The sequence below is a fragment of the Cohnella algarum genome (assembly GCF_016937515.1).
Lineage (GTDB): Bacteria > Bacillota > Bacilli > Paenibacillales > Paenibacillaceae > Cohnella > Cohnella algarum.
The window spans coordinates 2,522,189-2,545,864 of record NZ_JAFHKM010000002.1 but is presented as its reverse complement, the minus strand read 5'-3'; the positions used below and the strand labels follow the sequence as shown (position 1 = coordinate 2,545,864).

Genomic DNA, 23,676 nt, shown 5'->3' with positions numbered 1-23,676 from the left:
CCGATGTCATTTCGACATATTCCCGAGCGTCGACATATTCCCGAGCGGCGGCCGCATCGCCGCCTGCCGCATTTTCCCGTATTCGGCGGCGACGAGGGCGTGCAGCCGGTTTTTTTCCGGAATTCCCGTCACTCCGGTCAGCGCGTGGGAGACGCCGTATTTGCGGATCAACTCCTGCAGCCTTACCGCTTCCGGATCGCCCTCGTAATCGAACATCAAGGCGGAGGCGATGGCGGAGACGAGGTGCGGCGCCTCGACCCCGAGCGCCAGCGCCTGGAGCGCGGGGCGAACGAGGCGGTCGTTCGGCGCCAGCTTGCGCAGCGGCGACCTTCCGACGCGAATCACTTTGTCGGCCAGCGCCGGATTGGCGAACCGTTCAAGCGTTTTGCGGATGTATTTTCGATGCTCCAACTCGTTAAAGCCATGCTTTCGAATGAGCATTTCTCCCGTTTCATGAAGCACTTTCTCGACTTTGGAGCGAAGGCGGGCATCCTTCAACGCTTCCTGAATCGTCCGATAGCCGGACAAGTAGCCGAAATAAGCGGCAACGCAGTGACCCGTATTTACGGTGAACAGCTTGCGCTCCGTATACGGCTCCAGCTTATCGACGACCTGAATGCCCCGAATATCCCCGATATCGCCCATATTGCCGGAACGATGAACGACCCATTCGAAAAAAGGCTCGACCTGCACCGCGAGCGGATCTTCGTTTTTTTGCTGCGGAACGATCCGGTCGACGATGGAGTTGGGAAAAGAAACGTAACGGTCCGCCCGTTCGCGGGACTGCTCATCCAGATGGCGGTACACCAGCTTCTTGAGCTGTGCGCTGCCCCCGACGGCGTTTTCGCAGGCGATGACGTTTAATGGCCGTTTGTTTTCCCGCAGGCGGAAAGCGATGCCTTTGGCGAGCGACTCCGCGATATGAGGCAGCGAAGAAGCGCCGACGGCCGTCGTGACCAAGTCCGCTTCGGCGATCGTTTGCCGCAAGGCTTTGTCGTTTTTGACATGGACGGCCGATACGTTGCGCACGACGTTCGTATCCCTGTTTTCGTTGGCCAAGGTGACCGTGTACTGTTTTCTTTGCTGCAGCAGCTCGATCTGTTTCTCGTTGCGGGCGACAAAACAGATCTCATACCCCGACTGCGACAACAGCAACCCGACGAGTCCCCTGCCGATATTGCCCGCTCCGAAATGGACGGCTCTCCTTGATTTCAATATCGTTCTCTCCTCTCCCTTATCAAAAACCCCAGCCTTTACGGTGAAAATAATATCTGAATTTTCAATTTATTGACGGTGCGGAGCTTTCGCCCCCGCCTCTAGGACAAGTTCGCCGCCGCCGGGTTTAGCGGACGGGCGAACCGGTCAAAAGCGACTCGAAGACGACTTCTTCCAGCGATTTGGCCCAGATGGCTCCCGGAAGCTCCGGAAACTCCAGGCTTTGCGTGATTTCGTTCGGGACGACGACGCAGCGCAGTCCTGCGGCAACAGCGGCACGCGCGCCGTTGGGCGAATCCTCGATCGCGACGGCTTCGTCGTTTGCAATGCCCATCGCTTCAAGCACCTGAAGGTACAATTCGGGATTCGGCTTGACCTCCCGGACATCGTCCTTCGTTCGAATGACTTCGAAATATTCCTTCAGATTAAGCTGTTCCAGGTGCCGGTCGATCCAGGCCCGATCCGAGCTGGAGGCCAGGCCGATTCGCAGGCCGGCCGCCTTGGCGGAATCCAGAAAATGCAGAATGCCGGGCCGGACGGCTTCCTGAAGCATAAGCGCCGCATGGCGTTCCTGAACGGAAACGCGAAACTGGTCCCGATCGATCGGAAGCTTCAATTCCGTCATCAAATATTCGTAAGGATTAAAGGCGTGCAAGCTCGTTCCGATGCATCCGGAGTACATCTCCAGGCTGAGATCGACTTCATACCGCTGGTAAGCTTCGCGAAAAGCGACGTACCAAGCGGTTTCCGTGTCGATGATCGTTCCGTCGAAATCGAAAATAAGAGCTTTGATCATGTTTCGCGGTTCCCTCCTTCATTTTCGCTTATCGTCCGAGAGCGGCGGAAAACGGCGGGAAACGGATATAGGAGAAAAAACAGGGGCCATCATAAAACAAAAAGAGCCCTACCGTGCGGGGGCCCTCACTCTACTTGGTTATAAGCAAAGAAATGACCCATCTCCTGCTGACGAGGTTAGCTGACGGACTCGGGTAGATGGTACCCTACGTTCATCGAAAAGACGAACGACTCGCCCCAAAAACTGGTTCCCCCGCTTCCCGACCTATATAGCCGGAAACTAAGCGTAGTACCACTATACCGTCTTATTTATCATTTGTAAAGGATTGTAAACGCTTAAGTCAGATTTTCTTACATAAATTTATCGCGGCAGTACAAGCACGGCCGCCTGCTTTCCGCTCGTTTGCACGGCCGTTTTTTTCGTTCCGGCGCCTTGCAAATCCTTGAGCATCGCTTCGAGCAGCTCCTTCGCCCGCTGCCCTTCCTTCGCGTTCGTCAGACGAACGACAAGCTGCACGGAGCGGCCCGACTGCAGCAGCTTCTCCGCCTGGCGGAGCTTCGTCTCGTAGTCGTGGTCTTCAATGTGCGGAGTGAGGCGAATTTCCTTCGTTTTAAGCGATTGCGCCTCCGCCCGGTCCTGCTTTTTCTCCTGCTGCCGCTCCTGCTTCGCCTGCCCCCGGGCAACCAGCTTGCAAGGGGCGGGCTGCTGAGCAGCGAGGCGCATACCAGGTCCGCCTTCAGCCGCTTCGCCAGCTCCAACGCCTCCGCGCGCGGGACGATGCCCAGCGCCTCTCCGTCCAGGCCCGTCAGCTCGACTTCGGAAGCTTTGATTTTCTCGTTCATGATCAGCATTCGCTCGTTCCCTCCGGCCTCGATAATGACTCGATTATAGCACCTATAACATCAAATTGATGCCCTCGAGCGCCAGCCCGATCAAAAAGCCGCATACCGCCCCGTTAACCCGAATCCACTGCAAATCTTTGCCGAGCTTGTCCTCCATCATCGCGATGAGCGTATCGTTGTCCAGCTTGTCCAGATTTTCCTGCACGAGCTTGCCGATTTTGGAGTGGTTTCGCTCGACGATTTGGGAAATTTGCGTCTGGGTCCAGTTTTGAAACGCATTCAACAGCTCCTCGTTGCCTCTTACCCGCTCGATCAGCTTCGCGAGCAGCGGCAGCGCGAAATCCCGCTCGAACCGCTCGCTATGGATCCATTCCAGCGTCCGGTCGCGAAGCTCCTCGATCCAGCGCCGAAGATAGGCTTCGGCGTCCCATTGCTCCAGAAGGCGCGACTTGGCGCCGTCAAGCTCCCGGATCAACGCTTCGTTGCGGTCCAGATCGATCAGCGCGCGCCGCAGCTCGTTAAGCAGCAGCACCCGCAGCGGGTGCCCCTCGTCGGCGGTCATCTCCCGCAGCTTGCCCAGAATCGCGCCCTGCAGCATGTAGCCCAGCTTGTCCTCGCTCATAAATCCGACGAACGCGTTGACAGCGAACCCCATCAAGCCGTTCACCTGAAGGTTTCCGAGTGCCGAAGCCGCCATGCTTCCGAGCTGGTAGCGGGCGGTATCCGAGGAAACGAGGTCTTCCGCCTTGTCCAGCAAAAAGTCCAGCGCCCGCTCCTCGTACCCCCGCTCCAAAATCTCGTTACGCAAGGCCCGCAGAACGGCGGCCGCGTCCGCCTTCTCCGCGATTCGCCGCAGCTCCCCCGCCGCAAACGCGGCCAGGCGCTCCGCAGGCAGATGCTTCAGCCCGTAGTCGCCGAGCAGGACCGCCGCGCGGACGATGTCCGGAAGCCGGCCTTCGGCGATTTCGAGCAGCTTCTCCCCGATGCGGAGCTCTCCCGCCTTTTGCTTGATGCTCTCTTTCGTCAAAAATTCGTTCTCGATGACATGAATCAGGGAACGGACCACCTTGTCCCGGTTGCGGGGGAGCAAAGCGGTGTGCGGAATCGGCAGGCCGAGCGGCTTGCGGAACAGGGCCGTTACCGCAAACCAGTCGGCCAGGCCGCCGACGAGACCGGCCTCGAAACCGCCGTGCAGCAGCGCCCCCGCCCAATGTCCGTCCGCCGGGAACGTCGCGAGAAACCCCGCTCCCATGATGCCAAGCGATATCGCCGCCGTATGTTTCGCTTCTCGTGCCATCGGTTGCTCCTTTTATTCCGGGATGTATAACTTCTATTTTACCCGGAATAACCTTCCATGATCAAAGGGCAGGGAAGAAGCCGCGACAGGGTCGTCCGCATGCCTTCAAGCCGCCGGCCGCCTCAAACGAGAAACATCGCGACGACGGTTGTGACGGCCAGGCCGATCAGCACCGGCTTCAGGTTGCGTCTGGCCAGCTCGAACGGGCTGACGCCGCAAATGGCCGCGGCGGGAATGAGCGCCCACGGCACGATCGTGCCGCCGCCGACCCAAATGGCGGCCACCTGGCCGAGCGCCGTCAGCGTCGCCGCGCCGGAGCCGATCGCCGTGGCGAACATGTTCGCCACGGAGCCCGCGAGCGAGATGCCGGAAAACCCGGAGCCGTCGAGCCCGGTGATGGCGCCGGTGACCGTCAGTGTAATCGAGCCGACGATGCCGTTGACCGGGACGGTTTCGGCCAGGGCAACGCCGAGGTCGTTGACGATGCCGTGGGAACCGGCCGGCAAGTGCGAGCCGAGCAGCTCCGCGAACGCCGCATCGCCCAAATAGAAGAAGGCGGCGATCGGAATGACCGGACCGAACACTTTAAAGCCGAATTGAAAGCCTTGCACGAGGTAGGACGTCGTCTCCTCCAGCCCTTCGCCGCGGTGGGCGAGCAGCGCGAGAACGATGAGGATGATGACGGCGGTGCCCCCGATCAACGCGGTGGCGTCGCCCCCCTGCAGGTCGAAAGCGAACATCGCGGCGACATCGGCCGCGAACAGCAGCGGAATGATCGCGGCCGCCCATCGCCGGACGCGCGGCGGCAGGGCGATCCGCTCGTCCGACGCCTGGATCGAACGGTCCGCCGAAGCGACCAGGCCGTCCCGCCACTTCCCGTTTTTCTGATCCCGCAGCATCATCCAGAATGCGGCGATCGTCGTGACGGCCCCCATGACGATGACGAGCGGCACGCTCGCCTCCATCACCTCGGATACCGGCAGACCCGCGGCATCCGCGGTCAGCTTCGGCGCTCCCTGGATGACGTAATCGCCGGAAAGCGCGATGCCGTGGCCGAACAGGTTCATCGCGATCGCGGCGCCGAGCGCGGGCAGCCCGACCCGCCGAGCGACCGGCAGCAGCACCGCCCCGATCAGCGCCACGCCGGGAGACGGCCAAAAAAAGAAAGAGGAAACGAGCATAATGATGCCGATTCCCCAAAACGCGATCGCGGGCGTTCGAATGAACCGCGTCAGCGGCGCGACCATCAGCTCGTTGATGCCGGTCTTGATCATGACGCGGCTCATCGACACGATGATGGAAATGATGAAGATCGTCCCGGCCAGCTCTTTTGTCGCATAAATAAAGCCGTTGAAGATGCCCGATACGGATCGAGTCAAGCTCTCGGTCGCGATCAGACCGAGCGCGAAGACGCCGATTACGCAAAGCATGACCGTGTCGCGCCGCCTGGCCATCAGCACCAGAATGAAGACGATGAACGCCAGATACACCCAATGCAGGGCCGTCAGTTCAATGTCCATCCTCGCATCACGATCCTTCTTCGGAAAGTGATACAGTGTATGTAGGCGAACAAAAATAAATGTATTTCGATAGTCGCGATGCTCGTATCGCGAAGGATCAAGCGGATCTCCGCGTACAGCTTGATTATGGAGCTGGTTTGGCGACTTGCGGGCCTTGTGCATCCGCCCGGAAACTGGTATTCTCCTGTTACCGATTCCTAAGGAGGCAAGCCCGGCCATGATCAATCGCAAGCTGCTGACCGATCCCGACTTTTCCGAGGCGCAAGAGCGGCGGGCCGCCGTCCGCGTGTTCAAAGACGACCATATCGTCGATTCCGGCGGCGTCATCGTTCGCTTTGACGAACGGACGGTCGTCGTCCAGTCCGGCGTCGGAGATCTGGCCTATCATTCCCGGGCCGGCTGCGAGTTTTTCGAATTGAGAAAAAGATAGGCACGCGCCCGGACAAGCGCTTGACATCCCGTTTTCGATCGTCTAAACTGAGAACAATAGTTCGCATCACCTTACGAGGAAGCACCTGTAGGGAAGCCGTTCGGCTTTTCCGGCAGGTGCTTTTTGCTTTGCCAAATTCAACGAATCGATTGGAGGAGTCAAGCATGAACTGGAGAAAATGGATTGCTGCAGCACTTTTCGTTTTCGGTTTGGTCAGCGCGTTCGCCCCCTTGTCGCACGCCGCGACGGTGCAATTTACGGCCGCGGCCCAAGCCAAGTGGGACAAGCTTCTCGCGGTAACGGAGAAGACGGAAGCCGCCAAGCTGCAGGCCGCGTATAACGGATTTCTTTCCTTGCAGAAGCAGACGGACAGCTGGGATGCCAGAATCAACGCGCTGCATTATAGCAACGATGAAGCGGTTAAAGTGGTCAAAAGCCAGATCAAGCAAATCAACGCCTCGCAGCTCGGCAAGCTGGAAGCGCAATTGAAGCAGGCGGAAACGAAGCACGACCCGCTGCTAAGCCGATATTCTTCGCTTAACAAGCAAATCAGCGCGGCCAATGCGATGAAGAGCAAGGAGCTGAAGAAGCTGCTCCAGACGCAGGCCAATTTGCTGAAGCCGCTCGTCCAATTGGCCAGGGAGGATATTAAAGCGAAGCGGGACGCTTTGAAGTCGCTCAAGGATTCGACCGGCAAAAAAGCGAAGCAGATTCGGGCCGTGCTGGCCGAAATCGACCCCGTCAAGGTGAGAATTCAAGCGGAGAAAAAGGCGATCGGCGCCCCCAAGAGCTCCGTTTCGACCGTGATGAAATCGCTGAATGCGGCCGTCAAGACCGGCAGCGCCAAGGACGCCCGCAGCGCGCTTGCCGGTTTGAACTCCCTTCAGCAGCAGATCGTCAATCGCAAGGAGAAAATTTACGGCTATGAGGAACAGATCGCCAATGTTATCGCGAAGGCCAAGCTGCGGCTTGCGGCTTCCGCCTGACGGAACTGCCGCGTTAAGACGACATGGTCCGGTCAACCGCATTCCAGCAAAATTTGTACCCGAATCCCCGCACCGTAACGATATAAGAGGGATTGGCCGGATCCGCTTCGATCTTTTTCCGGAGGTTGCTGATATGAACCATGACCGTTCTCAAGTCGCCTTCCTTGTCCCAGCCCCAAATATGCTCGTACAATTGCTCGACGCTGTAAACCTGATTATGATGGGAAGCCATGAACAGCAGCAGCTGCAGCTCCTTCGCGAACAAGGAAACCGGCTGATTATCGATTGTAACGACGCACCCGACCGGATCGATGCGGAGCCTTCCGTCCTCCCAGGTGTCTTTCGTCCGCGTGCGGCGCAAAAGCGCCTTGACGCGGGCCACGACGACGCTCGGTTCAAACGGCTTCGTAATATAATCGTCCGCTCCAAGCTCGAGCCCTTCGACGATGTCGTCCGCTTCCTTTTTGCAGCTCATCAGAATGATCGGCATATCGGAACGTTTTCTGACCCATCGGGTCAATTCCGTCCCCGTCGAGTCCGGCAGCAAAATATCGGCAAGCAGCAGGTCCGGCGTCGCGTTCCTGCATATGATCATGGCTTCGGCGATGCTTGCGGCGGCGGTGACTTCGAAGCCTTGCTTGCTTAAATAAAGGGAGACAATTTCGCGGATGTCTTCATCGTCTTCGACGACGAGTATATGACCGTTCATGCGTTTACGCTCCTTCCTCTTTCGGCGAATCCGTTCCTGCGCGCACCCATCGGACGGGGACGCCGAAACGGAAGCGGCTCCCGGTTCCCGGCTTGCTTTCCGCCGCGATCCAGCCCTTGTGCCGAATCATGATTTCCCTGCAAACCGCAAGCCCCAATCCCGTGCCTTGCGCCATTTGACGGTGGCGGTTCGTCCGGTAAAACCGTTCGAATATTTTTTCCGTCTCCGTCTCGTCGATTCCTTCGCCGTTGTCGGCCACGCTGACGACCGCCGCGCCCCATTCTTTGCCGACGGCCCGGTATTCGATCGCCATCCGGATTCGGCCGCCTGGAGACGTGTATTTGACGGCGTTGGACAACAGATTGGACACGACCTGCTCGATCCGCATCGGGTCCAGCTCCGCTTCGGCGCTCCATCCGTCGATGTTCGCGCCGTCCGGCTCTACCCATTCGAAATGGCGGCCGCTTGCCGTTATCTCGGATTCGTATTTGTAAAAAAGCTGCTTGAAAAACACGCCCGTATCCGTCGGCCGGAACGCAAACTGGATCTGGTCCGTTTCCAGCTTCGTCAGTTCGGTCAAATCGTCGATCATCAGCTCGAGCATCCGGGTACGGTCGTGAATCTTTTTCGCGTATTTCAAATAGTCGTCGGTTACGACTCCTTCCATCATCGCGGAAGCGTAGCCTTTGATTGAGGTAATGGGAGTTCCCAGTTCGTGCGAGATGTTGGACAGCAGCTGACGGCGAAATTTTTCCATTCCCGACAGCTTTTCGTTGGCCGATTCCAAACGCAGATTCGATTCGCTCAATTCCGCCGTCCGCTCCGCGATTTTGCGCTCCAGCGATTCGTTGGCCGACTGAAGCTGCGCCGAAAGCTGTTCCGCCTCTATCGCGGTCCGGGAAAACCTCAACCACATGTTGATCGACTGCGTCAACAGAAAAGCCAGCAATCCGTATGGAGCAAACTGCCCTTTGGGGATGATTTGGTTATAAAATAAAATGTCCAGGACGACGGCAATGCTGAACAGAATGAAACCGGCCAGGTTGATCGGAAAGGTGGCCTTGCGTTTGTACGTCCCGATGACGAAAAACGCGAGACAATAGAAAAATACCGGCAGGACGATGCCCAATTGAAAGTGAAGCATGAACAGGGTATATATTTTGGCGGGCGTCAGCAGCACGAAAGCCGTAAACAAGATGAGCGCCGCGAAAAAAATCCCCGCCGTCACGGAACGCGCGCGCGTCGCGTATTCGTTGCGCACGAACAAAATCATCATGAATAAAGCGACCGAAACCGATATGTATTCCGCTTTTACGGACCATTCCCAGGCCAGCCAAGGGAAAGCGACGCTTGCCACATGCTCGCCGAGCACGACCGTCCGGACGGCGATGGCCAGGCAAACGATTCCGAAATACAAAGACGACCGTTCACTCCTCGATACGGCGAACAGTCCGAGATGAAAAATCCCCATAATGACGAGAATGCCCGCGCTAAACGCCTCGGCGCCGAATTTCGCCGTCCGGCTAGCCGTCATTTGCGAAGCGTCCCCGAGCCGTATTTCGTCCCAGATCCCGCCTTTGCGCTGAACGAAATTGGATACTTGCACAAGGAGTTCGTTGCGGCCGGCTTCCGGGCGAAAGGACAGCACTTGCGGATTTTCATCGGGGGACATCAATTGTTCGGACGGTCCCACGACGCCCGCTCCTCCGATCGGAACGCCGTTAACCCAAACACGGAAGGCGCTCGCTACGCCGCTCGCGTATAGCGCCAGCATCGGCGGCGGTTCTTCTTCGGCAAGCTCGAAGGTCAGCCGGTAAGTCGCAACCCCCTGATCGGGCAGCGGATTGCCGTCGGGCAATCGGTTGCTTCCCCACGTGGACGGGACTTCGACCGCAAACGGAACGCCCGCTCTGCCCTCGGCGATATCCTGCGGCGACAGCAGCTCGTTCCAATAAAGCTCCCATTCCCCGTTCAAGGAAATCGCGCCGTTCTCCTTCGGATTCCACGGCGACAAATCCATGAACGCTCCGTCGGCTTCCATCTCGGCCGAAGCGGCCCGGGCGGGCAAGGACCAAACGGCGATGGCAAGCGTGCAGACGAGGAATGCGATAAGGACGCTACGGTTCATGAACGCATGTCCACCTATGCAAATAGAATGTCTGCTACCAGCTTACCATTCCTGCATTCAATCGACAATCACCGCGTATGTTCAAGCCTATTCGACTTATTTTCTATTTATTGTTAATATTAAATGATTCTTACTTTTAAAACCGAAAAACCCAGACCGTGTTATACTTCCACTCGTACAAGCCGTCAGGCAAAAACACCAATCGGGAGGAACGTATGACACATACAGAAAAAAGCAAGACGCACGTAATCAAGAAGACGGTAATCGCCTTTACCTGTTTGTTGACCTTCACTTCGGCTGTCGCCGTCGTTCCCGGCGCGATTCCGACGCACAAGGCGGAAGCGGCCTCGGCAACGAAAGCGGACAAGATCGTTTCCCTTGCCCAATCGTTGAAAGGCAAAGTCACTTATAAATTCAACGTCAACAACCCGTCGAGATATATTTTCGACTGTTCTTCGTTCACGAAATACGTTTTCGGCAAATACGGCGTATCCCTCAAATGGAGCTCCAAAGCGCAAAGCAAACAAGGAAAATACGTTTCCAAAAGCAATTTGAAAAAGGGCGACCTGGTGTTCTTTAGCGTGAGCACCCCGGGACAGGTCAACCATGTCGGCATTTATATCGGCAACGGCAAATTCATTCACAATACGATCGGCAAATCCTGGAACGGGGTTCTCGTCAGCAAGCTGAGCGACTATTCCAAGCGCTACATTACGGCCCGCAGAGTGCTGTAATTCCCCGCGGGCCGCATCGAAGCCGACGCGCCTTACAGCGCGATTTGGCCGGCCTTTTCCGCGCCCGTCGCTCCTGCATGATAGACGTCCAGCGCGCCCTTTTCGCCCTTAACGACTACGTACGGGCAGCAATCGTACAGGATCAAGCCCCGCAATTCGCCTTTGAGTCTGTACGATTCGTGGTAGCCCTTGGACAAATCGTCGAAATCGTTGGCGGTAAACACGACGACCGTGTCGCCGAACTGCTTGGCATAGTTATGGTTGGTGCGGTTGGCAATTTTCTTTTGAGCCGTCGTAAATACCCGGCCGCTGAAGTATTCCTCCGTCGGATCCGTTTCTTTGCCTTTGGAGAACTCCGGCCACAAGTCGCTGAATACGAGATAGCCGTTTTTCTCGTTATGGACAAGCACGAACGGAATTTGCTCCGGACCGAACGGCAAAATGAACAAATCCTTCAGATCGCCGTCGTGCTGGGCTCCGTTCGTTTGAAACAGCTGCGATTTGGCATCGTGCACGAACACCCGCTTGCCTACTTGCAAGGCCGCGAAGTCGCCTGCCGTTTTCAGCGCCGTTCCCGGCGCCGAAGACGAGGCGGCTTCTTCCGCCTGCGCGGCCATCGGGAACATCGATACGGCGGCGATTGCCGTCGTCAAAACCAGTTTTGCAAATCTCTTGCTCATTTTTCATAACTCCTTTTCCACCGAAAAATAAATTTCCCCTGCTTTCCTCCGAAATTATACCCGCGTTCCGGAACGCTCCGGTAGTTACCCCCGTCATATGACTGATCACCGTTCTTGTAATTTCCCCCGGACAGCTTCAAAAAGCGCCTCCGGCCGCATATATTGCAAACACGCGGGGAGGCGATAGGGTGAAAAAGTGGTTGGCGTTCGCGGCGCTGCTGGCGCTTGCGAGCTTGTTTGCGCTTCCGGCCCAGGCGGCTCAAAAACAGACGGACACCGCCGTGCTGGCCGAAAAGTACGTCAAACATGAGCATTTTATTGTCATCGACAAGTCATTGAACAAGCTTTTTTATTACCAGGAAGGAGAATTGATCGACACGTTCGCCGTGGCCACGGGCAAGAAGCCTTCCTATACCCCGGAAGGCCTGTTCGTCATCCACGAGAAAATCAAAAATCGGCCTTACTACAAAGAGAAAATCAAAGGAGGGGACCCGAAAAATCCGTTGGGCGACCGATGGCTCGGACTCGAAGTCACCGTGAACGGCAAAACCTCTTACGCCTACGGCATCCACGGCACGAACAACGAGAAATCGATCGGCAAATACGTCTCGGCCGGCTGCATCCGCATGTACAACAAGGACGTCCGGTGGCTTTTCGAGCAGGTGGAGGACGACACGCCCGTGCTGATCCGGAAATAGGCAGGCGCGCCTGAAACGCCGCTGAATTGCAAGCCTTGGCGCTTACAGCTGTTCGATGATGTCGCTCGCGATCAGCGAAGCGGGCGACGTGCGCCCCGCAGCCGCGCGGTCTCCCGCGGCTCCGTGCCAGTAGACTCCGAGCGCGGCCGCGGCCGCGGCATCCAGGCCTTGCGCGAGCAGGCCGCCGATGACGCCGGCGAGCACGTCGCCCGTGCCGCCGGTGGCCATGCCGGCGTTGCCCGTCGTATTGACGAAGACGTCTCCGTTCGGCGAGGCGACGACCGTTTGCGCGCCTTTCAGCACGAGGACGACGCCGTGCCGGCCCGCGAATTCGCGAGCCAGCCCGATCCGGTCGCGCTGCACCTCGCGCACGGACAAGCCGCACAGCCGGGCCATTTCGCCGGGATGCGGCGTCAGGACGGTCGCGGCTTCGCGCCGCGGCCACAGGGCAAGCGGCTCCCCGGCCGGAGCCGGCCCGCCGCTTGCCGCCGCGCCGGCCGCGACGGTCGTCCCGGCGGCGGCGAGCATGTTGAGCGCGTCGGCGTCGAGGACGAGCGGCGACGCGACGGTTTCCCACCAGCGGCGAAGCCAGCCGGTGTCGCCTTCCCATCGGCCGAGCCCCGGGCCGATGACGACCGCCTGCTTGCCGGCGGCGGCAAGCAGCGCGTCATCCGCGTCGGCGCCTCCCCATTCGCCGCTGCCGCCGTCCGCGATGCCCCGGATCATCGCCTCCGGCAGCGCTCCGGCAAGCGGAAGCGCGAGCGCCTCGGGCACCGCCCACGTGAGCAGGCCGCAGCCCGCGCGCAGCGCCGCTTTGGCGCAGAGCAGCCCCGCGCCGCTCATCCGGCGCGATCCCGCCACCGCAAGCACGTGTCCGTACGTGCCCTTGTGCGAATCCGCGGCGCGAACCGGCGGCACGCCCGACAGCGCGAATTTTCGGCGCAGCGTCTCTTCGTTCAGCTCGAACGTGCGAACGCCCTGCCGCGCCGCGGCATCGCCGGGAATGCCGATCGGCCGGACGACGACGGTTCCGGCCGTCTCCGCCCCCGGCTGCAGCCGCAATCCGCGCTTCGCCATCGCGAGCGCGACCGTAACGGCCGCCCGGATGCACGGCTCGTTCGCCTCGCCGGTGTCCGCGTTCAGCCCGCTCGGAATGTCCGCCGCCACGATCGGCAAACCGCTGGCGTTCGCCTCCCGGATCAGCGACGCGTACGGCTCCCGCGGTTCGCCCGTCGCGCCGGTCCCGAGCAGCGCGTCGACGATGCCGTCGAAGCGGTCCCATTCCAGCTTCCCCGGCTCGTAAACGGCCGAGGGCAGCCGCAGCCGATCGGCGATGTCGCGCTGAACGGCCGCCTCGCCCTTGAAGCCTTCCGGAGCCTCCGCGTACACGATGAGCGTCTCCCAGCCTTGCTCGTTCAGGCGCCGCGCGCAGACGACCCCGTCCCCGCCGTTGTTTCCTTTGCCGGCCAGCACGAGCCAGCGCGGGCGGCGGCCCCGCGCCCCCTCCGCTTCCGCAAGCCGAATGGCCTCCTCCGCGATCGCCCGTCCGGCATTTTCCATCAGGACGAGCGAGGGGATGCCGATGACATCGATCGCATAGCGGTCGATATCGCGCATTTCCTTCGATGTGACGAGATACATGGCCAACCCCTCCGGCAATTGTTTTTTGATCCGCGCGCCGGCCGAGAAATCCAACCGCCCTGCCGGCCTCTACCCCGTACTTACACTTTACCCGAATTCCTGACGCGACGCAGCTTCCGCATTACGAAAAAGCCGAAAGAAACCGCTCCACCGCCCGCTCCTCGTCCGTCTCCACGCAAAAGCAAACCTCCCGCCCGACGCTTGCGCGCGCCCGGCGGTCGGCGACGACCATGCCGGCGGTCAGTCCGGCCTGCGTATCGACCGAAGCCCGAAAAACGCCCGTTCGAAAAAGCCCCGGCTCCGCCGCCGCGATCAGGGCAAGCGCGGACCCGAGGGGGCGGCTTCGAGCCAGCGCTCCGTCCGGCGATAATACGCGAACGAATGGTTCAGCATCCGTCTCATGAACGCGACGATCCGCTCCCGCTCGGGCGGGCTGCCGCGGCTTAACCGCTCCAAATGTTCCCCGCGAATCCGCGCCCGCATCGTGACATCGAGGCCGACGACCGTCAAACGGCCGCCGGCCGTCGCGAACAGCCGCTCCGCCGCCTCGGGATCGGCATGAAAATTCCGCTCGGCGACGGGCGTCGCGTTGCCCGCGGCGAAGACTGCGCCTCCCGCGACGACGATGCGCTTGAACTTCTCCGCGAGATGCGAATCCATCTCGAGGGCCCGCGGCCAGTTGGTGACCGGCCCGGCCAAGACCAGCGTCAGCTCGCCGGGAAAGGCGGCCGCCTGGCTCGCAAGAAACGCCGCTGCCGGCTCGGCTGCGGCCTTGCCCTTCGGCGGCGGCAGCATCGCGCCGCCGAAACCGTTGCGCCCGCTGCCCGCGATCCACGGGCCGGCCCGTTCGCGCGCCAGCGGCCCGGCTTCGCCGACGGCTACCGGCGGCGGTTCCTCCGCCTCCGGAAGACAAAGCCCGATCAGGCGCAACGCCTGATCGGCCGCCTGATCCGCGTCCGAATCGCCGCTCACCGTCGTAATGCCGTGCACGGCCACGCCGGGATCGCACAAGGCGAACAGCAGCGCCAGGGCGCCGTCGATTCCTCCTCCGGTATCGATGATCAACCGCGGCACCGGCTCCATAGCCGCCCCTCCTTCGAACGCGGAATCCGCGCATGGTATCGTTCCCTATTCAATAGATATGGATTTTCGCGCCCGGCATTCGCCCGCAATCCGTCTTTCCTTCGCGCGCGGAGAGGTCTATAATAACAATATTGAATAAGGGTTGTTATCCGAAGGAGTTTCTTGCAATGAACGTTAGCATCGGCAATTCGCCGCCAGGGTCTTCGGACCCTGGCTTTCCTGTTGAAGGACGCGTCCTCGTGGCCACCGCCGTCGAGGCGGAACGGGACGCCGTGCTGCGCGGCTTGCGCGGCGACGGCCGCTTCGACGTCGTCGTCGTCGGCGTCGGCCAGGCCGCGGCGGCCGCCGGCACCGCGGCCGCGCTTGCCGCGAGCCGCTATCGCCTGGTCGTCAGCGCGGGCATCGGCGGCGGTTTCCCCGGCCGGGCCGAGATCGGCTCGCTCGTCGTGGCGAGCGAAATCGTCGCGGCCGATCTCGGGGCGGAAACGCCGGACGGCTACCTCAGCATCGACGAGCTCGGCTTCGGCTCCGCCCGCATTCCGGTCGAGGCGGCGCTGGCCGACCGTTTGACCGAAGCGATCCGGCTCTCGGGACGGATCGTTCGGCTCGGTCCCGCGCTGACGCTGACGACCGTGACGGGCACCGCCGACACCGCCGTCAAGCTGGCCAAGCGCGTGCCCGGAGCCGCCTGCGAAGGAATGGAAGGCTTCGGCGTCGCGACCGCGGCGCAGCGGTTCGGCCTGCCCGCGCTCGAAATCCGCGCTGTTTCCAACGCGGTCGGCCCGCGCGACAAATCCGCCTGGCGAATCGGCGAGGCGTTGGCCGCGCTCGAGGCCGCCAGCAATCTTTTTCCGGAGGTTTTCCAATGAGAATCGCGTTTTCCCCATGTCCCAACGACACGTTCGTCTTCCACGCCTGGGCGCACGGACTCGTTCCCGGGGCTCCGAAGCTCGACGTAACGTATGCCGATATCGACATTACCAACCATCTTGCGCTCCGCGCCGAAGGGCCCGAAGTGCTGAAAATCTCGTATGCGGCGCTGCCGTGGGTGCTTTCCGACTATGCGCTCATCCCGTGCGGCGGCGCGCTTGGCCGCGGATGCGGACCGCTCGTCCTGACCAAGGATAAAGCCGCCGACCCGGCGGCGCTGGCCGGACGCAGAGTGGCGGTTCCGAGCGAGCGTTCGACCGCCTATCTGCTGTTCCGCCTGTGGGCGGCGCAAAACGTGCCCGGAAGCGTGGGCGAAATCGTCGTCATGCCGTTCCACGAAATTATGCCGGCCGTGCGCGACGGCAAAATCGATGCCGGCCTGGTCATCCACGAAGCCCGTTTCACGTATCCGTCATACGGCCTGACGATGCTTGCCGACATGGGAAGCTGGTGGGAAGCCGATACCGGCCTGCCGATTCCGCTCGGCGCCATCATCGCCCGCCGATCCCTTGACGCCAAGGCCGTATCCGGCTGGATACGGTCGTCGGTGGAATATGCATGGGCGAATCCGGAGGCATCCCGCGATTACGTGATGGAGCACGCCCAGGAGATGGATCCGTCCGTCGCGCAGGCGCACATCGATCTCTATGTGAACGACTTCACCGCGAATTTGGGCGAGGCCGGATACGCAGCCGTCTCCTCGCTGCTCGTCCGCGCCGCAAAGGAAGGCCTCGTGCCCGAGTTCGATCCGGATTTGCTGAAAACGAAAGGCTGACGGTTCGAGGTTATCCTTTTCTGCCTTTGGGATGGGGGGGGCGCAGTTTGGAGGCCGCTTCTCCCCTGCCGCCGTTTCGGCTCCGGCGTCCGGCGAAGCGGCGGCCCCGGGTGCGAAGCGCCTGAGCTAGCTTACGGGCACAAAATGACTCATCTGATCGCCTCCCCACGCATGCTGCCGATCCAATTGAGTCGTGGCGACTCATCTCGACCCGTCCACGCTCGCAGCCACACGCATTTGAGTAAAAATCACTCATCTGATCGCCACAGCACGCATGCTGCCGATCCAGTTGAGTCGTGGCGACTCATCTCGACCCGTCCGACGCTCGCAGCCACACGCATTTGAGTAAAAATCACTCATCTGATCGCCTCCCCACGCATGCTGCCGATCCAATTGAGTCGTGGCGACTCATCTCGACCCGTCCGACGCTCGCAGCCACACGCATTTGAGTAAAAATGACTCATCTCGCTGCCTCCCCACGCATGCTGCCGATCCAGTTGAGTCCTGGCGACTCATCTCGCTGCCTCCCCACGCATACTGCCGATCCAATCGAGTCGTGGTTACTTCTCTTAACTCTTCATTCGCATGTTTGCGGCGGTCGATGTCGGTCATTCGTCGTCGGTTCGAAGGGGAGCGTCACGTCCAACGAAGGCTTGCCCATCCCGCCTGCAACAAGCCGTTTCCATTTGCCGCACCGTCAATGCCAGCGCGCCAGCGCAAAGGCCAGCTTCCCCTCCAGCAGCCGCAGCAATTCCTCTGCGGTTCCCGCATACGGCGTCGGCTGCCAATTGCCCCGATGATTCGCAAGGTCGAGCGCATAGCGGCCCCCCTGCAACGGAGTAAATGACGCCCGCAAAGCCGGGACATCGTCCTCCGTCGAATATAAAACGAGCCGGAGATCGTCTGCCGCCACCGAAAGATGGGCAAGCTGCCGCTTTTCCAGCCAATCCTGAATCGCCGATCGCGCCCGCTCCAGCGACTCGTTCATTGTTCTCGCCTCCCTCTAAGCCGACCCGTCCCGAAAAAGACAAAAACACCGCGCATGCAGAACGTTTCTGCAGCACGGTGCTTCCGTGAAATAACCTATGCGATTAAAAAGCTTGAGCGTTCGCCGCCGTTCGGCCGTCCGCGTCGCGCGCCGAGGCTATTCCAGCTCTTTCAGCTCCGGATCTCCGAACCAAACTTTCGCTACGCTGAACATGCTTGCCATTCCCATCATGGCCAAAGAGAACTTCTGGGCTAGTTTCTTTTTCAAACCGGTTCGCTCCTTTTCCCTAATTGCAGTCAAGATTCGACTTTTTGCGAGTTTCTCTATTTTTTTATTTTAATGGTTGAAATGCTCTGAAACAAGATGGAATACGTGACGGCCGACCAGGTTAACCCCGTTCCCAGCGCGGCGAGCGCGATCGAGATCCACCTGTAGCGGGCATGCTTCCCGGCCGGCAGTTTTTGCCTGAGCGCGCCGGAAGGCGAAAAAATCGCCAGCAAAACGACGCATGCCCCATGACAGACGATCGTAACGGGGACGGACAGATCGGGCAGCATGGCGCACAGGACGGCGATCGCAACCGTGACGGCCACGCATTGCTCGCTTGTCCGAAAGTGCATTCCCCCGGAAAAATAACGCAGCGCCGCTAGAGAAACCAAACTGAGCACCCCCTCCCCCGCCCGGTCCGTCCATGCCAGAATGAATACGGTGAAGCCGACGATAAGCAAGGTCGTAAGCGAAATGATCAATCCCAGACGCAGGCGGGGATACGCGTCCTTGCCCAATTCCCCCCACCCCATCAACCGAAGGGCGAAACGTTCCGCAAGCCGGTCGATCATTGGTTCTTTTCCTTCAGGATCGAATAATGAAAGATGGCGATGAACAAGCCGAGCGTCAGCATCACCAGCGGGACTAAAATATGAAAATGCTCGACGTACAGATAATAGCTAATCGCCAAGACCAAAAATCCGACCATGATTAAAATGAACAGCTTCAAGTTTTCCCGCTTCCAGGGAAAGGCGGAGGACGGGCCGTTCGGAACGAACGTGAATCCGCGCCCCGAAGACTGCAAGTACCAGGCGAATGCGATGTTGGCGGCAGCGCATATGATCTGCATCGAATACGTCTCGGGACTTTCCAGGCTTTGCAAGCCGATCTCGTCGAACCATGGCGCGGCGGGCAGCATAAGGAGCAGGAGCGCCTGCAGCAGAATGTATACGACAAAGTAGGTAATGATCATGATGCACGAATAAATGAACGGCACGCGAAACATCAGCCAGAAAAGCAAAATCAGGACGACAAGCTGAATGACCGGAGCCATTTCGACCTCATACTTGATCCGCAGCGCATGGGAAAGAAAAGAGCAAACCAGCGAAATAACGACGATCGGAGCAATCGAATACCGGATCTGAAAGCGATACAAGGCCAGAATCCCCAGTAGCATGGCACTATATTCGACGGTCGACACCAATACAAACGACAAAAATCCCATTATTTCGATCCTTTCCGACTAAATGCGATTACCACTTTTATCTTATCATTCATTTTTCGACATGAGGAGAGGCACGGCCAAAACATTTTACATCTTCTCTTCCGAAAAGGTAAAATAAAACGAAATGAATCCATGACGGGAGACGATACCTTTGAGCCTTTCCGAAAATCGTACGTTAATCGTGGCAGGATCTTATGCCGAAGCCGCCTCCGCCGGGGTTTACGTGTATGAATTCGATGCCGGCCGGGAGACGCTGACGCTGCTGGACCGGAAATCCGGCTTTCAAAATCCGACCTTCCTTTGCCTGGATGCGCCGCGGCGCGCCGTTTACGCGTTGACGGAAACCAAAGCCGAAGACGGCTCCAAGGCGAGCGATGCCGTCTATATGAAGCTCGACCCCGCAAGCGGAACCTTGACGGAGGTCAACCGGTCGCTCGCGAACAGCGGTCCGACCTGTCATATTCAAAAAAGCGCCGACGACCGTTACCTGACGTTAACCAGCTACCATGAGGGTTTGGTCAGCCTCGTCGAACTCGAAAAAGACGGCCGTATCGGCCGTCTGCTGGACGAACGGCGCCACGAAGGCAAAAGCGCGCATCCCGAACGGCAGGACAGGCCGCACCCGCACTCCTCGTTCTACAGTCCGGACGGCAGCTACCTGTTCGTTTGCGATTTGGGGCTCGACCGCATTCGCGCCTATAAGGTCGATAACGGCAAGCTGCTGCCGCACGGCGACACGGCGCTTCATCCGGGCGCCGGGCCGCGGCACTTGACGTTTCACCCGAACGGCGCCTTTGCGTTCGTCATCAACGAGGTGGACAGCTCGATCGTTTCGTTCCGCTATGACGCAGTAACCGGGCGGCTGGAACGCGTCGCGACCGTGCCGACGCTTCCGCCCGATTTCGAAGGCGAAAACACATGCGCGGAAATCGCGGTCTCCCCCGACGGCAAATTCCTGTACGGCTCCAACCGCGGGCACGACAGCATCGTCGTATACGCGATCGACGAAGCGACCGGCGAACTCGCGTATGTCGAACACGCGTCCGTTCAGGGCGGGCACCCTCGCCACTTTTCGATTTTGCCCGGAGGACGCCATTTGCTCGCCGCCAACCGGGACACGAACAACCTGACGCTGTTCCGGATCGATCCCGTTTCCGGAAAGCTGTCGTACACCGGTCTTTCCGTATCGGTATCCAAGCCGGTATGCGTATGGGCGGCGACCTTCGCCATTTGAGCCGGACGGCAAGTAACGGACGCGCCGGGATTTGGTGTTCCGGCCGCCTGGCAAGGCGCGCAGAACGGCAGCCCGGGAACGACCCTTCGGGGTCAGTTCCCGGGCTCTTTCGTTTCCGCGGCCGCCAGCGTCAGCGAACGCAATTGCTCGTACCGGGCGTGCAGCTTCGGATTGACGTAGCTCTCCCAGAACGCCCTGTCGCCCGCCAGCAGCGCCTGCCGCAAATCGGTGGCGTGAATCGGGATGCGGGAGCGCGGCACGATCAGCTTCCCCAGATCCGCTTCCTCTTCGGGCGGAAACCATCGTCCCCGCTCCTCGTCGTTGCCGGTAATCATCAAATCGAGCGGCGGCCATCCCCGCTCCCGGCCGTAGCTCCGGACCGCGTCGAGCAAATAACGCCCCCAGGCATGGCTGTGATCGTCCTCGTTCGTATAATCGGGTAAAGGAAGGATATGAATGCGGTCGCCGAAAAGCTCGGTCAGCATCTCGACGCGGAGCTGCGCCGGAAACGGATTGCGCCGCGTGCCTTGCAGCTGGGCGGAACCGACGAGCACGAGCAGGCGCTCGCAAACGCCGATCCCCATTTCGATAATTTGTTCGTGCCCGATGTGAAGCTGTTGAAACCGGCCGAGCACGAAGCCGAATTGAAAAGGCCTTGCCATCGTTATCCTCTCTCTTTCTTTTCCTCCGTCTGCAAGTACAGATCGGCAAACCGTCTGATTTTACGTTCGATTTCCGCCGACAGCCTTACGTTTTGCTGCTCTGCCGTCTGCTTGCGCATCCGCTCGCGAACGGCCGCCCAGTGGTCCGGCCCCGCCGGAAGCAGCGCAGGCTCGCCGTCGCCGTCGTGACGGTAGACGGTTTCGTACAATCCTTCCAGCTCGCTCTCGTCCGCCGCTTCCACCGTCAGCTCTCCCCTAACGAGAACCGGTTTGATTTTCCCCGGAAGGCTCCGCTTCAACTCGACCATCGAAAACTTCATCCGGTCCTTCCCGTTGCTGAACGCGGTCTTCATCGCCCATCCGAGCGTATCCCGGCTGACGTTCTGGTAGAATCCCGCCCCGACTCCGTACGAGACGAAGCTGATCGGCACGCCTTCTTGCTCCAGCTGCTCGTCGTATTGCCGCACCCGCTCGAAGTTCATGCCTTCGCCGATGATGACGCCGACGACGTCCAGCAGTCCGTGGCCGCGAGCCGCCTCGTAAATGTCGATCGCCTGCCGCAGCACGTCTCCGCTGTCCGGACGCAGCACGATCCGCACCCCTCGCTCCCTGGCCCGCGCCCCAAGCTCCGGCAAATATTCGCGGATGACCCGGTTGGCGTCGTAGGTGTCGATGACGAGCGCGACGACCTTTTCCCCGGCTTGGGCGGTCGCGTCGATCGCGTGTCGGAAGCAATCCAGCTCGTCGTCGAATTGCTGCGTCACTTTGTGGGCGAGCGCCGAAATGCTGCCGATGAGCGCGTTCGGCGTATGCAGGGTCGTATGGAAATCGTCCGTTCCCTGCAGCGCCAGGTTCCAGGCCGTTCCGGCCCAGTACGCATCCTCGAGGCTGCGATGTCCGCGAAAGCCGAAGCTGTGGAGTTTCCAGAAAAACGAATCGTCATAGCCGTACTGCCTTTGCTTTTGTTCGAGATAGCGGCGCATGCGGAACGCCTCCGTCGCGCAGCCGCTCGGGAAATACGCGTGCATGAAGACGCCTTCCCACCAGGTGACGAGTTCCCCGAAGCCCGTCTTCGTATTGTACACTTGCGCGAACGGGGTTCCCGCCGGGCACCAGGTTCCTTCCGGCAGCGATTCGACGGCGATCGGAGCGTAGCCGTTGCACTCGTTCACGACCCGCTCGAACAGCTCCGACGGGAACTTCAGGCCTTGCATGGCGGCGCCGCGCTCGGCCTCCCGAATGTGCTCTTCGGTTATCCGGATCGACAGCAGGTTCGCGATCGTCTCCCGCAAACCGTACAGGATCATCCCCTGGCTGCGGTTGTACAGATGGCTGACCTCCCAGTCGACATTGCATTTCAGGCGGGTATGCGACAGGTTATAGCTGTCCGTCAGCAGCAGAGGGTTTTGGCGAATTTGGTTTAACATGGGCGTTTCCTCCCTTGATTGTAACCGATCGGCATCGGAAAATGTTGACCTTTTTTATAGTCGAATCGACTTTATAAATAACGGCAACAAGGCCGCTCAAGCCAAAACGGCTTCGTCGTCCCCGGGACGGAGAAGGTCGTTTTGACCGGAATTAAAATAAACCGGAGTTGTAGATGGATATGTTCGGCTCGTAATCCGTGAATTCGTACAGTCTGGCCGGTCGGTTGGAGTTTCGGTCCGTCGTCATCGGCCGGCCCTCGGCATCCGCCGCTTCCCGGATCAGCCCTTTGCGCGTCTTTGTCGCAAGCAGGTTCCTTTTGAAATTGGCGATGTCTTCCTCGAAGTCGGGGACGACCGTTTGAATGACCTGAAACAGTTCCCGGATCGTAAACCGGTCCGGCAAAAACTCCTTGGCGATCGTAGTCGTCATCATCTTCTTCCGGACATGGGCCAAGGCGTCCAGCAAAATGTCGTTGTGATCGAACGCCAGCTTCATTCCGAGCGCTTCTTCGATATCGAACAGCCCGACCTCGTCGGCATCGGTATCGGCCGCCAGGTCAAGCAGGTACTGCTCTTTGACCAGAGCGCAGTAGACGACGGAAGGCATCCATCCTCTGGGGTCGCGTCCGGGGTAGTACACCGTCTTGATCTGCTCGATCATGACGTCCCCGCTCACGTTCGTCTCTTCCTTCAATTCCCGGTAAGCGGCTTCCGTCAGCGTCTCGTTCTCGTCGGAAAACCCTCCCGGCAGCGCCCAGCAGCCCGGATAAGCTTCGGACTGGCGGCTGCGCCGCACAAGCAGGACGCGCAATCGGCGTTCGGCGAGCATTTTGTAATTGCCCGGTTTGACCAGCGAAGCGATCGTAAAGATGGCGATATCGACCGGCAAACCGTCGGGCGTGCGATACGAGTGCGATTGCGTCATGCGGAAAACCTCCTTGTTGATTCCAGTATATGCCGGGAATTTTATATTGTCAATATGACAATATAAATATTTTGAAAAAACGGTTTTGCCGTTCTCTGAGGGAGGGCACTTTGTTGGCCCGGCCCGTCGAGTTCGGCTTTCAATATTGCCCGGTCCGGCGATTGGGCGGACGATTCCCGGCCTGAACGGAGAGAAAGGAGGCAACGATGCGCGTGACGGGGCAGAGCTACAGTGGATTTTATCCAATCAAAACCGGCTTTTTCGCGAATCCCTTGCGCTTGAATGGATTTTGTCCAACCTAGAGGGAACGTTTCGTTCATTTCGGCCGATACGGCCGCTTTTCGTTGGATAAATTCCACTCTGGATCGAAACCTCGTCGTTTTTCGCTCCGACCGTTGGATAAAATCCAACATAGGCTCGTCAAACGGGGGGGCTTTCCCACTGCCAGGGCTTCCGACGTGAGCGTATTCCGTTCATCGGCGCC

23 protein-coding genes, 1 pseudogene and 1 riboswitch are annotated in these 23,676 nt (G+C 59.6%); of the genes and pseudogenes, 7 read left to right on the top strand and 17 right to left on the bottom strand.

Going from position 1 to position 23,676, the window contains the following annotated elements; translation table 11 throughout:
- Positions 1-6: 6 nt before the first annotated feature.
- The 5 genes and pseudogenes from JW799_RS11625 to JW799_RS11605 all read right to left on the bottom strand — a co-directional run bounded on the left by JW799_RS11625 (position 7) and on the right by JW799_RS11605 (position 5,670).
- Positions 7-1,215: a mannitol-1-phosphate 5-dehydrogenase gene (locus JW799_RS11625; RefSeq protein ID WP_080833340.1), complete on the bottom strand. Its 1,209-nt coding sequence runs from the start codon at positions 1,213-1,215 to the stop codon at positions 7-9.
- A 127-nt stretch (positions 1,216-1,342) separates the two neighbouring features.
- On the bottom strand, positions 1,343-2,011 hold the full coding sequence (locus tag JW799_RS11620) for an HAD family hydrolase (RefSeq protein ID WP_080833341.1): 669 nt from the start codon (positions 2,009-2,011) through the stop codon (positions 1,343-1,345).
- Positions 2,012-2,161: 150 nt separating this feature from the next.
- Positions 2,162-2,307: riboswitch (cyclic di-AMP (ydaO/yuaA leader) on the bottom strand.
- Positions 2,308-2,371: 64 nt separating this feature from the next.
- Positions 2,372-2,862: pseudogene (gene infC, locus JW799_RS11615) on the bottom strand (translation initiation factor IF-3).
- Between the two features lie 43 nt (positions 2,863-2,905).
- On the bottom strand, positions 2,906-4,150 hold the full coding sequence (locus JW799_RS11610) for a DUF445 domain-containing protein (protein ID WP_205429919.1): 1,245 nt from the start codon (positions 4,148-4,150) through the stop codon (positions 2,906-2,908).
- 122 nt (positions 4,151-4,272) lie between these two features.
- Complete coding sequence (locus JW799_RS11605; protein WP_205429917.1) at positions 4,273-5,670, bottom strand: hypothetical protein; 1,398 nt, start codon at positions 5,668-5,670, stop codon at positions 4,273-4,275.
- A 217-nt stretch (positions 5,671-5,887) separates the two neighbouring features.
- Between JW799_RS11605 and JW799_RS11600 the strand changes: the two genes are divergently transcribed.
- Complete coding sequence (locus tag JW799_RS11600; protein ID WP_080833349.1) at positions 5,888-6,100, top strand: hypothetical protein; 213 nt, start codon at positions 5,888-5,890, stop codon at positions 6,098-6,100.
- A 164-nt stretch (positions 6,101-6,264) separates the two neighbouring features.
- Positions 6,265-7,086 (top strand): coiled-coil domain-containing protein, encoded by an 822-nt coding sequence (locus JW799_RS11595; RefSeq protein ID WP_205429915.1) that lies wholly within the window; start codon positions 6,265-6,267, stop codon positions 7,084-7,086.
- A gap of 13 nt (positions 7,087-7,099) precedes the next feature.
- Here JW799_RS11595 and JW799_RS11590 read toward each other — a convergent pair whose 3' ends face one another.
- Both JW799_RS11590 and JW799_RS11585 read right to left on the bottom strand, forming a co-directional pair.
- Entirely contained in the window at positions 7,100-7,795 is a 696-nt protein-coding gene (locus JW799_RS11590) for a response regulator transcription factor (protein ID WP_080833352.1), read from the bottom strand.
- Positions 7,796-7,799: 4 nt separating this feature from the next.
- The gene (locus tag JW799_RS11585; RefSeq protein WP_080833354.1) at positions 7,800-9,923 is read right to left on the bottom strand and encodes a sensor histidine kinase; all 2,124 of its coding nucleotides are present in this window, start codon (positions 9,921-9,923) and stop codon (positions 7,800-7,802) included.
- A 215-nt stretch (positions 9,924-10,138) separates the two neighbouring features.
- On the opposite strand from JW799_RS11585, the gene JW799_RS11580 reads away from it, so the two are divergent.
- Positions 10,139-10,657, top strand: a complete 519-nt coding sequence (locus tag JW799_RS11580; protein WP_240353241.1) for a C40 family peptidase — start codon at positions 10,139-10,141, stop codon at positions 10,655-10,657.
- A 32-nt stretch (positions 10,658-10,689) separates the two neighbouring features.
- Here JW799_RS11580 and JW799_RS11575 read toward each other — a convergent pair whose 3' ends face one another.
- A complete protein-coding gene (locus tag JW799_RS11575) occupies positions 10,690-11,337 on the bottom strand; it encodes a hypothetical protein (RefSeq protein WP_205429913.1) in 648 nt (215 codons plus the stop codon).
- A gap of 188 nt (positions 11,338-11,525) precedes the next feature.
- On the opposite strand from JW799_RS11575, the gene JW799_RS11570 reads away from it, so the two are divergent.
- Positions 11,526-12,035 (top strand): L,D-transpeptidase, encoded by a 510-nt coding sequence (locus JW799_RS11570; RefSeq protein ID WP_080833359.1) that lies wholly within the window; start codon positions 11,526-11,528, stop codon positions 12,033-12,035.
- Positions 12,036-12,077: 42 nt separating this feature from the next.
- On the opposite strand, the gene JW799_RS11565 is transcribed toward JW799_RS11570, so the two are convergent.
- Both JW799_RS11565 and JW799_RS11560 read right to left on the bottom strand, forming a co-directional pair.
- Positions 12,078-13,676, bottom strand: coding sequence for an NAD(P)H-hydrate dehydratase (locus tag JW799_RS11565; protein WP_080833361.1), 1,599 nt, complete (start codon positions 13,674-13,676; stop codon positions 12,078-12,080).
- A gap of 312 nt (positions 13,677-13,988) precedes the next feature.
- Entirely contained in the window at positions 13,989-14,759 is a 771-nt protein-coding gene (locus JW799_RS11560) for a nucleoside hydrolase (RefSeq protein WP_205429911.1), read from the bottom strand.
- A 167-nt stretch (positions 14,760-14,926) separates the two neighbouring features.
- Here JW799_RS11560 and JW799_RS11555 point away from each other — a divergent pair, with 167 nt between their 5' ends.
- Both JW799_RS11555 and JW799_RS11550 read left to right on the top strand, forming a co-directional pair.
- Positions 14,927-15,628: a futalosine hydrolase gene (locus tag JW799_RS11555; protein WP_080833365.1), complete on the top strand. Its 702-nt coding sequence runs from the start codon at positions 14,927-14,929 to the stop codon at positions 15,626-15,628.
- On the top strand, positions 15,625-16,464 hold the full coding sequence (locus JW799_RS11550) for a 1,4-dihydroxy-6-naphtoate synthase (protein ID WP_080833367.1): 840 nt from the start codon (positions 15,625-15,627) through the stop codon (positions 16,462-16,464). The genes JW799_RS11555 and JW799_RS11550 overlap by 4 nt, the downstream gene beginning before the upstream one ends.
- Before the next feature lie 697 nt (positions 16,465-17,161).
- Here the strand turns inward: JW799_RS11550 and JW799_RS11545 are convergent.
- The 3 genes from JW799_RS11545 to JW799_RS11535 all read right to left on the bottom strand — a co-directional run bounded on the left by JW799_RS11545 (position 17,162) and on the right by JW799_RS11535 (position 18,875).
- Positions 17,162-17,452 carry a hypothetical protein gene (locus JW799_RS11545; RefSeq protein WP_080833369.1) on the bottom strand — a complete coding sequence of 97 codons (291 nt, stop codon included), beginning with the start codon at positions 17,450-17,452 and terminating at the stop codon, positions 17,162-17,164.
- Between the two features lie 323 nt (positions 17,453-17,775).
- Entirely contained in the window at positions 17,776-18,291 is a 516-nt protein-coding gene (locus tag JW799_RS11540; protein WP_205429910.1) for an accessory gene regulator B family protein, read from the bottom strand.
- A complete protein-coding gene (locus JW799_RS11535) occupies positions 18,288-18,875 on the bottom strand; it encodes a hypothetical protein (protein ID WP_139787123.1) in 588 nt (195 codons plus the stop codon). The genes JW799_RS11540 and JW799_RS11535 overlap by 4 nt, the downstream gene beginning before the upstream one ends.
- Positions 18,876-19,095: 220 nt before the next feature.
- Between JW799_RS11535 and JW799_RS11530 the strand changes: the two genes are divergently transcribed.
- On the top strand, positions 19,096-20,178 hold the full coding sequence (locus tag JW799_RS11530) for a lactonase family protein (protein WP_080833375.1): 1,083 nt from the start codon (positions 19,096-19,098) through the stop codon (positions 20,176-20,178).
- A 92-nt stretch (positions 20,179-20,270) separates the two neighbouring features.
- Here JW799_RS11530 and JW799_RS11525 read toward each other — a convergent pair whose 3' ends face one another.
- From JW799_RS11525 to JW799_RS11510, 4 genes are all read right to left on the bottom strand, one after another.
- Positions 20,271-20,840 carry an adenylyltransferase/cytidyltransferase family protein gene (locus JW799_RS11525; RefSeq protein ID WP_080833377.1) on the bottom strand — a complete coding sequence of 190 codons (570 nt, stop codon included), beginning with the start codon at positions 20,838-20,840 and terminating at the stop codon, positions 20,271-20,273.
- 2 nt (positions 20,841-20,842) lie between these two features.
- Entirely contained in the window at positions 20,843-22,267 is a 1,425-nt protein-coding gene (locus JW799_RS11520; protein ID WP_205429909.1) for a nicotinamide phosphoribosyltransferase domain-containing protein, read from the bottom strand.
- Between the two features lie 151 nt (positions 22,268-22,418).
- Positions 22,419-23,192, bottom strand: coding sequence for an NUDIX hydrolase (locus tag JW799_RS11515; protein WP_205429908.1), 774 nt, complete (start codon positions 23,190-23,192; stop codon positions 22,419-22,421).
- 41 nt (positions 23,193-23,233) lie between these two features.
- Positions 23,234-23,551, bottom strand: coding sequence for a hypothetical protein (locus JW799_RS11510; protein ID WP_205429907.1), 318 nt, complete (start codon positions 23,549-23,551; stop codon positions 23,234-23,236).
- Positions 23,552-23,676 lie beyond the last annotated feature (125 nt).

Coding starts and splice junctions, on each gene's coding strand:
- JW799_RS11565 (WP_080833361.1), bottom strand. CDS start 13,676: ATGTATCTCGTCACATCGAAGGAAATGCGCGATATCGACCGCTATGCG.
- JW799_RS11520 (WP_205429909.1), bottom strand. CDS start 22,267: ATGTTAAACCAAATTCGCCAAAACCCTCTGCTGCTGACGGACAGCTAT.
- JW799_RS11560 (WP_205429911.1), bottom strand. CDS start 14,759: ATGGAGCCGGTGCCGCGGTTGATCATCGATACCGGAGGAGGAATCGAC.
- JW799_RS11575 (WP_205429913.1), bottom strand. CDS start 11,337: ATGAGCAAGAGATTTGCAAAACTGGTTTTGACGACGGCAATCGCCGCC.
- JW799_RS11595 (WP_205429915.1), top strand. CDS start 6,265: ATGAACTGGAGAAAATGGATTGCTGCAGCACTTTTCGTTTTCGGTTTG.
- JW799_RS11580 (WP_240353241.1), top strand. CDS start 10,139: ATGACACATACAGAAAAAAGCAAGACGCACGTAATCAAGAAGACGGTA.
- JW799_RS11550 (WP_080833367.1), top strand. CDS start 15,625: ATGAGAATCGCGTTTTCCCCATGTCCCAACGACACGTTCGTCTTCCAC.
- JW799_RS11605 (WP_205429917.1), bottom strand. CDS start 5,670: ATGGACATTGAACTGACGGCCCTGCATTGGGTGTATCTGGCGTTCATC.
- JW799_RS11525 (WP_080833377.1), bottom strand. CDS start 20,840: ATGGCAAGGCCTTTTCAATTCGGCTTCGTGCTCGGCCGGTTTCAACAG.
- JW799_RS11590 (WP_080833352.1), bottom strand. CDS start 7,795: ATGAACGGTCATATACTCGTCGTCGAAGACGATGAAGACATCCGCGAA.
- JW799_RS11555 (WP_080833365.1), top strand. CDS start 14,927: ATGAACGTTAGCATCGGCAATTCGCCGCCAGGGTCTTCGGACCCTGGC.
- JW799_RS11610 (WP_205429919.1), bottom strand. CDS start 4,150: ATGGCACGAGAAGCGAAACATACGGCGGCGATATCGCTTGGCATCATG.
- JW799_RS11585 (WP_080833354.1), bottom strand. CDS start 9,923: ATGAACCGTAGCGTCCTTATCGCATTCCTCGTCTGCACGCTTGCCATC.
- JW799_RS11540 (WP_205429910.1), bottom strand. CDS start 18,291: ATGATCGACCGGCTTGCGGAACGTTTCGCCCTTCGGTTGATGGGGTGG.
- JW799_RS11545 (WP_080833369.1), bottom strand. CDS start 17,452: ATGAACGAGTCGCTGGAGCGGGCGCGATCGGCGATTCAGGATTGGCTG.
- JW799_RS11600 (WP_080833349.1), top strand. CDS start 5,888: ATGATCAATCGCAAGCTGCTGACCGATCCCGACTTTTCCGAGGCGCAA.
- JW799_RS11620 (WP_080833341.1), bottom strand. CDS start 2,011: ATGATCAAAGCTCTTATTTTCGATTTCGACGGAACGATCATCGACACG.
- JW799_RS11515 (WP_205429908.1), bottom strand. CDS start 23,192: ATGACGCAATCGCACTCGTATCGCACGCCCGACGGTTTGCCGGTCGAT.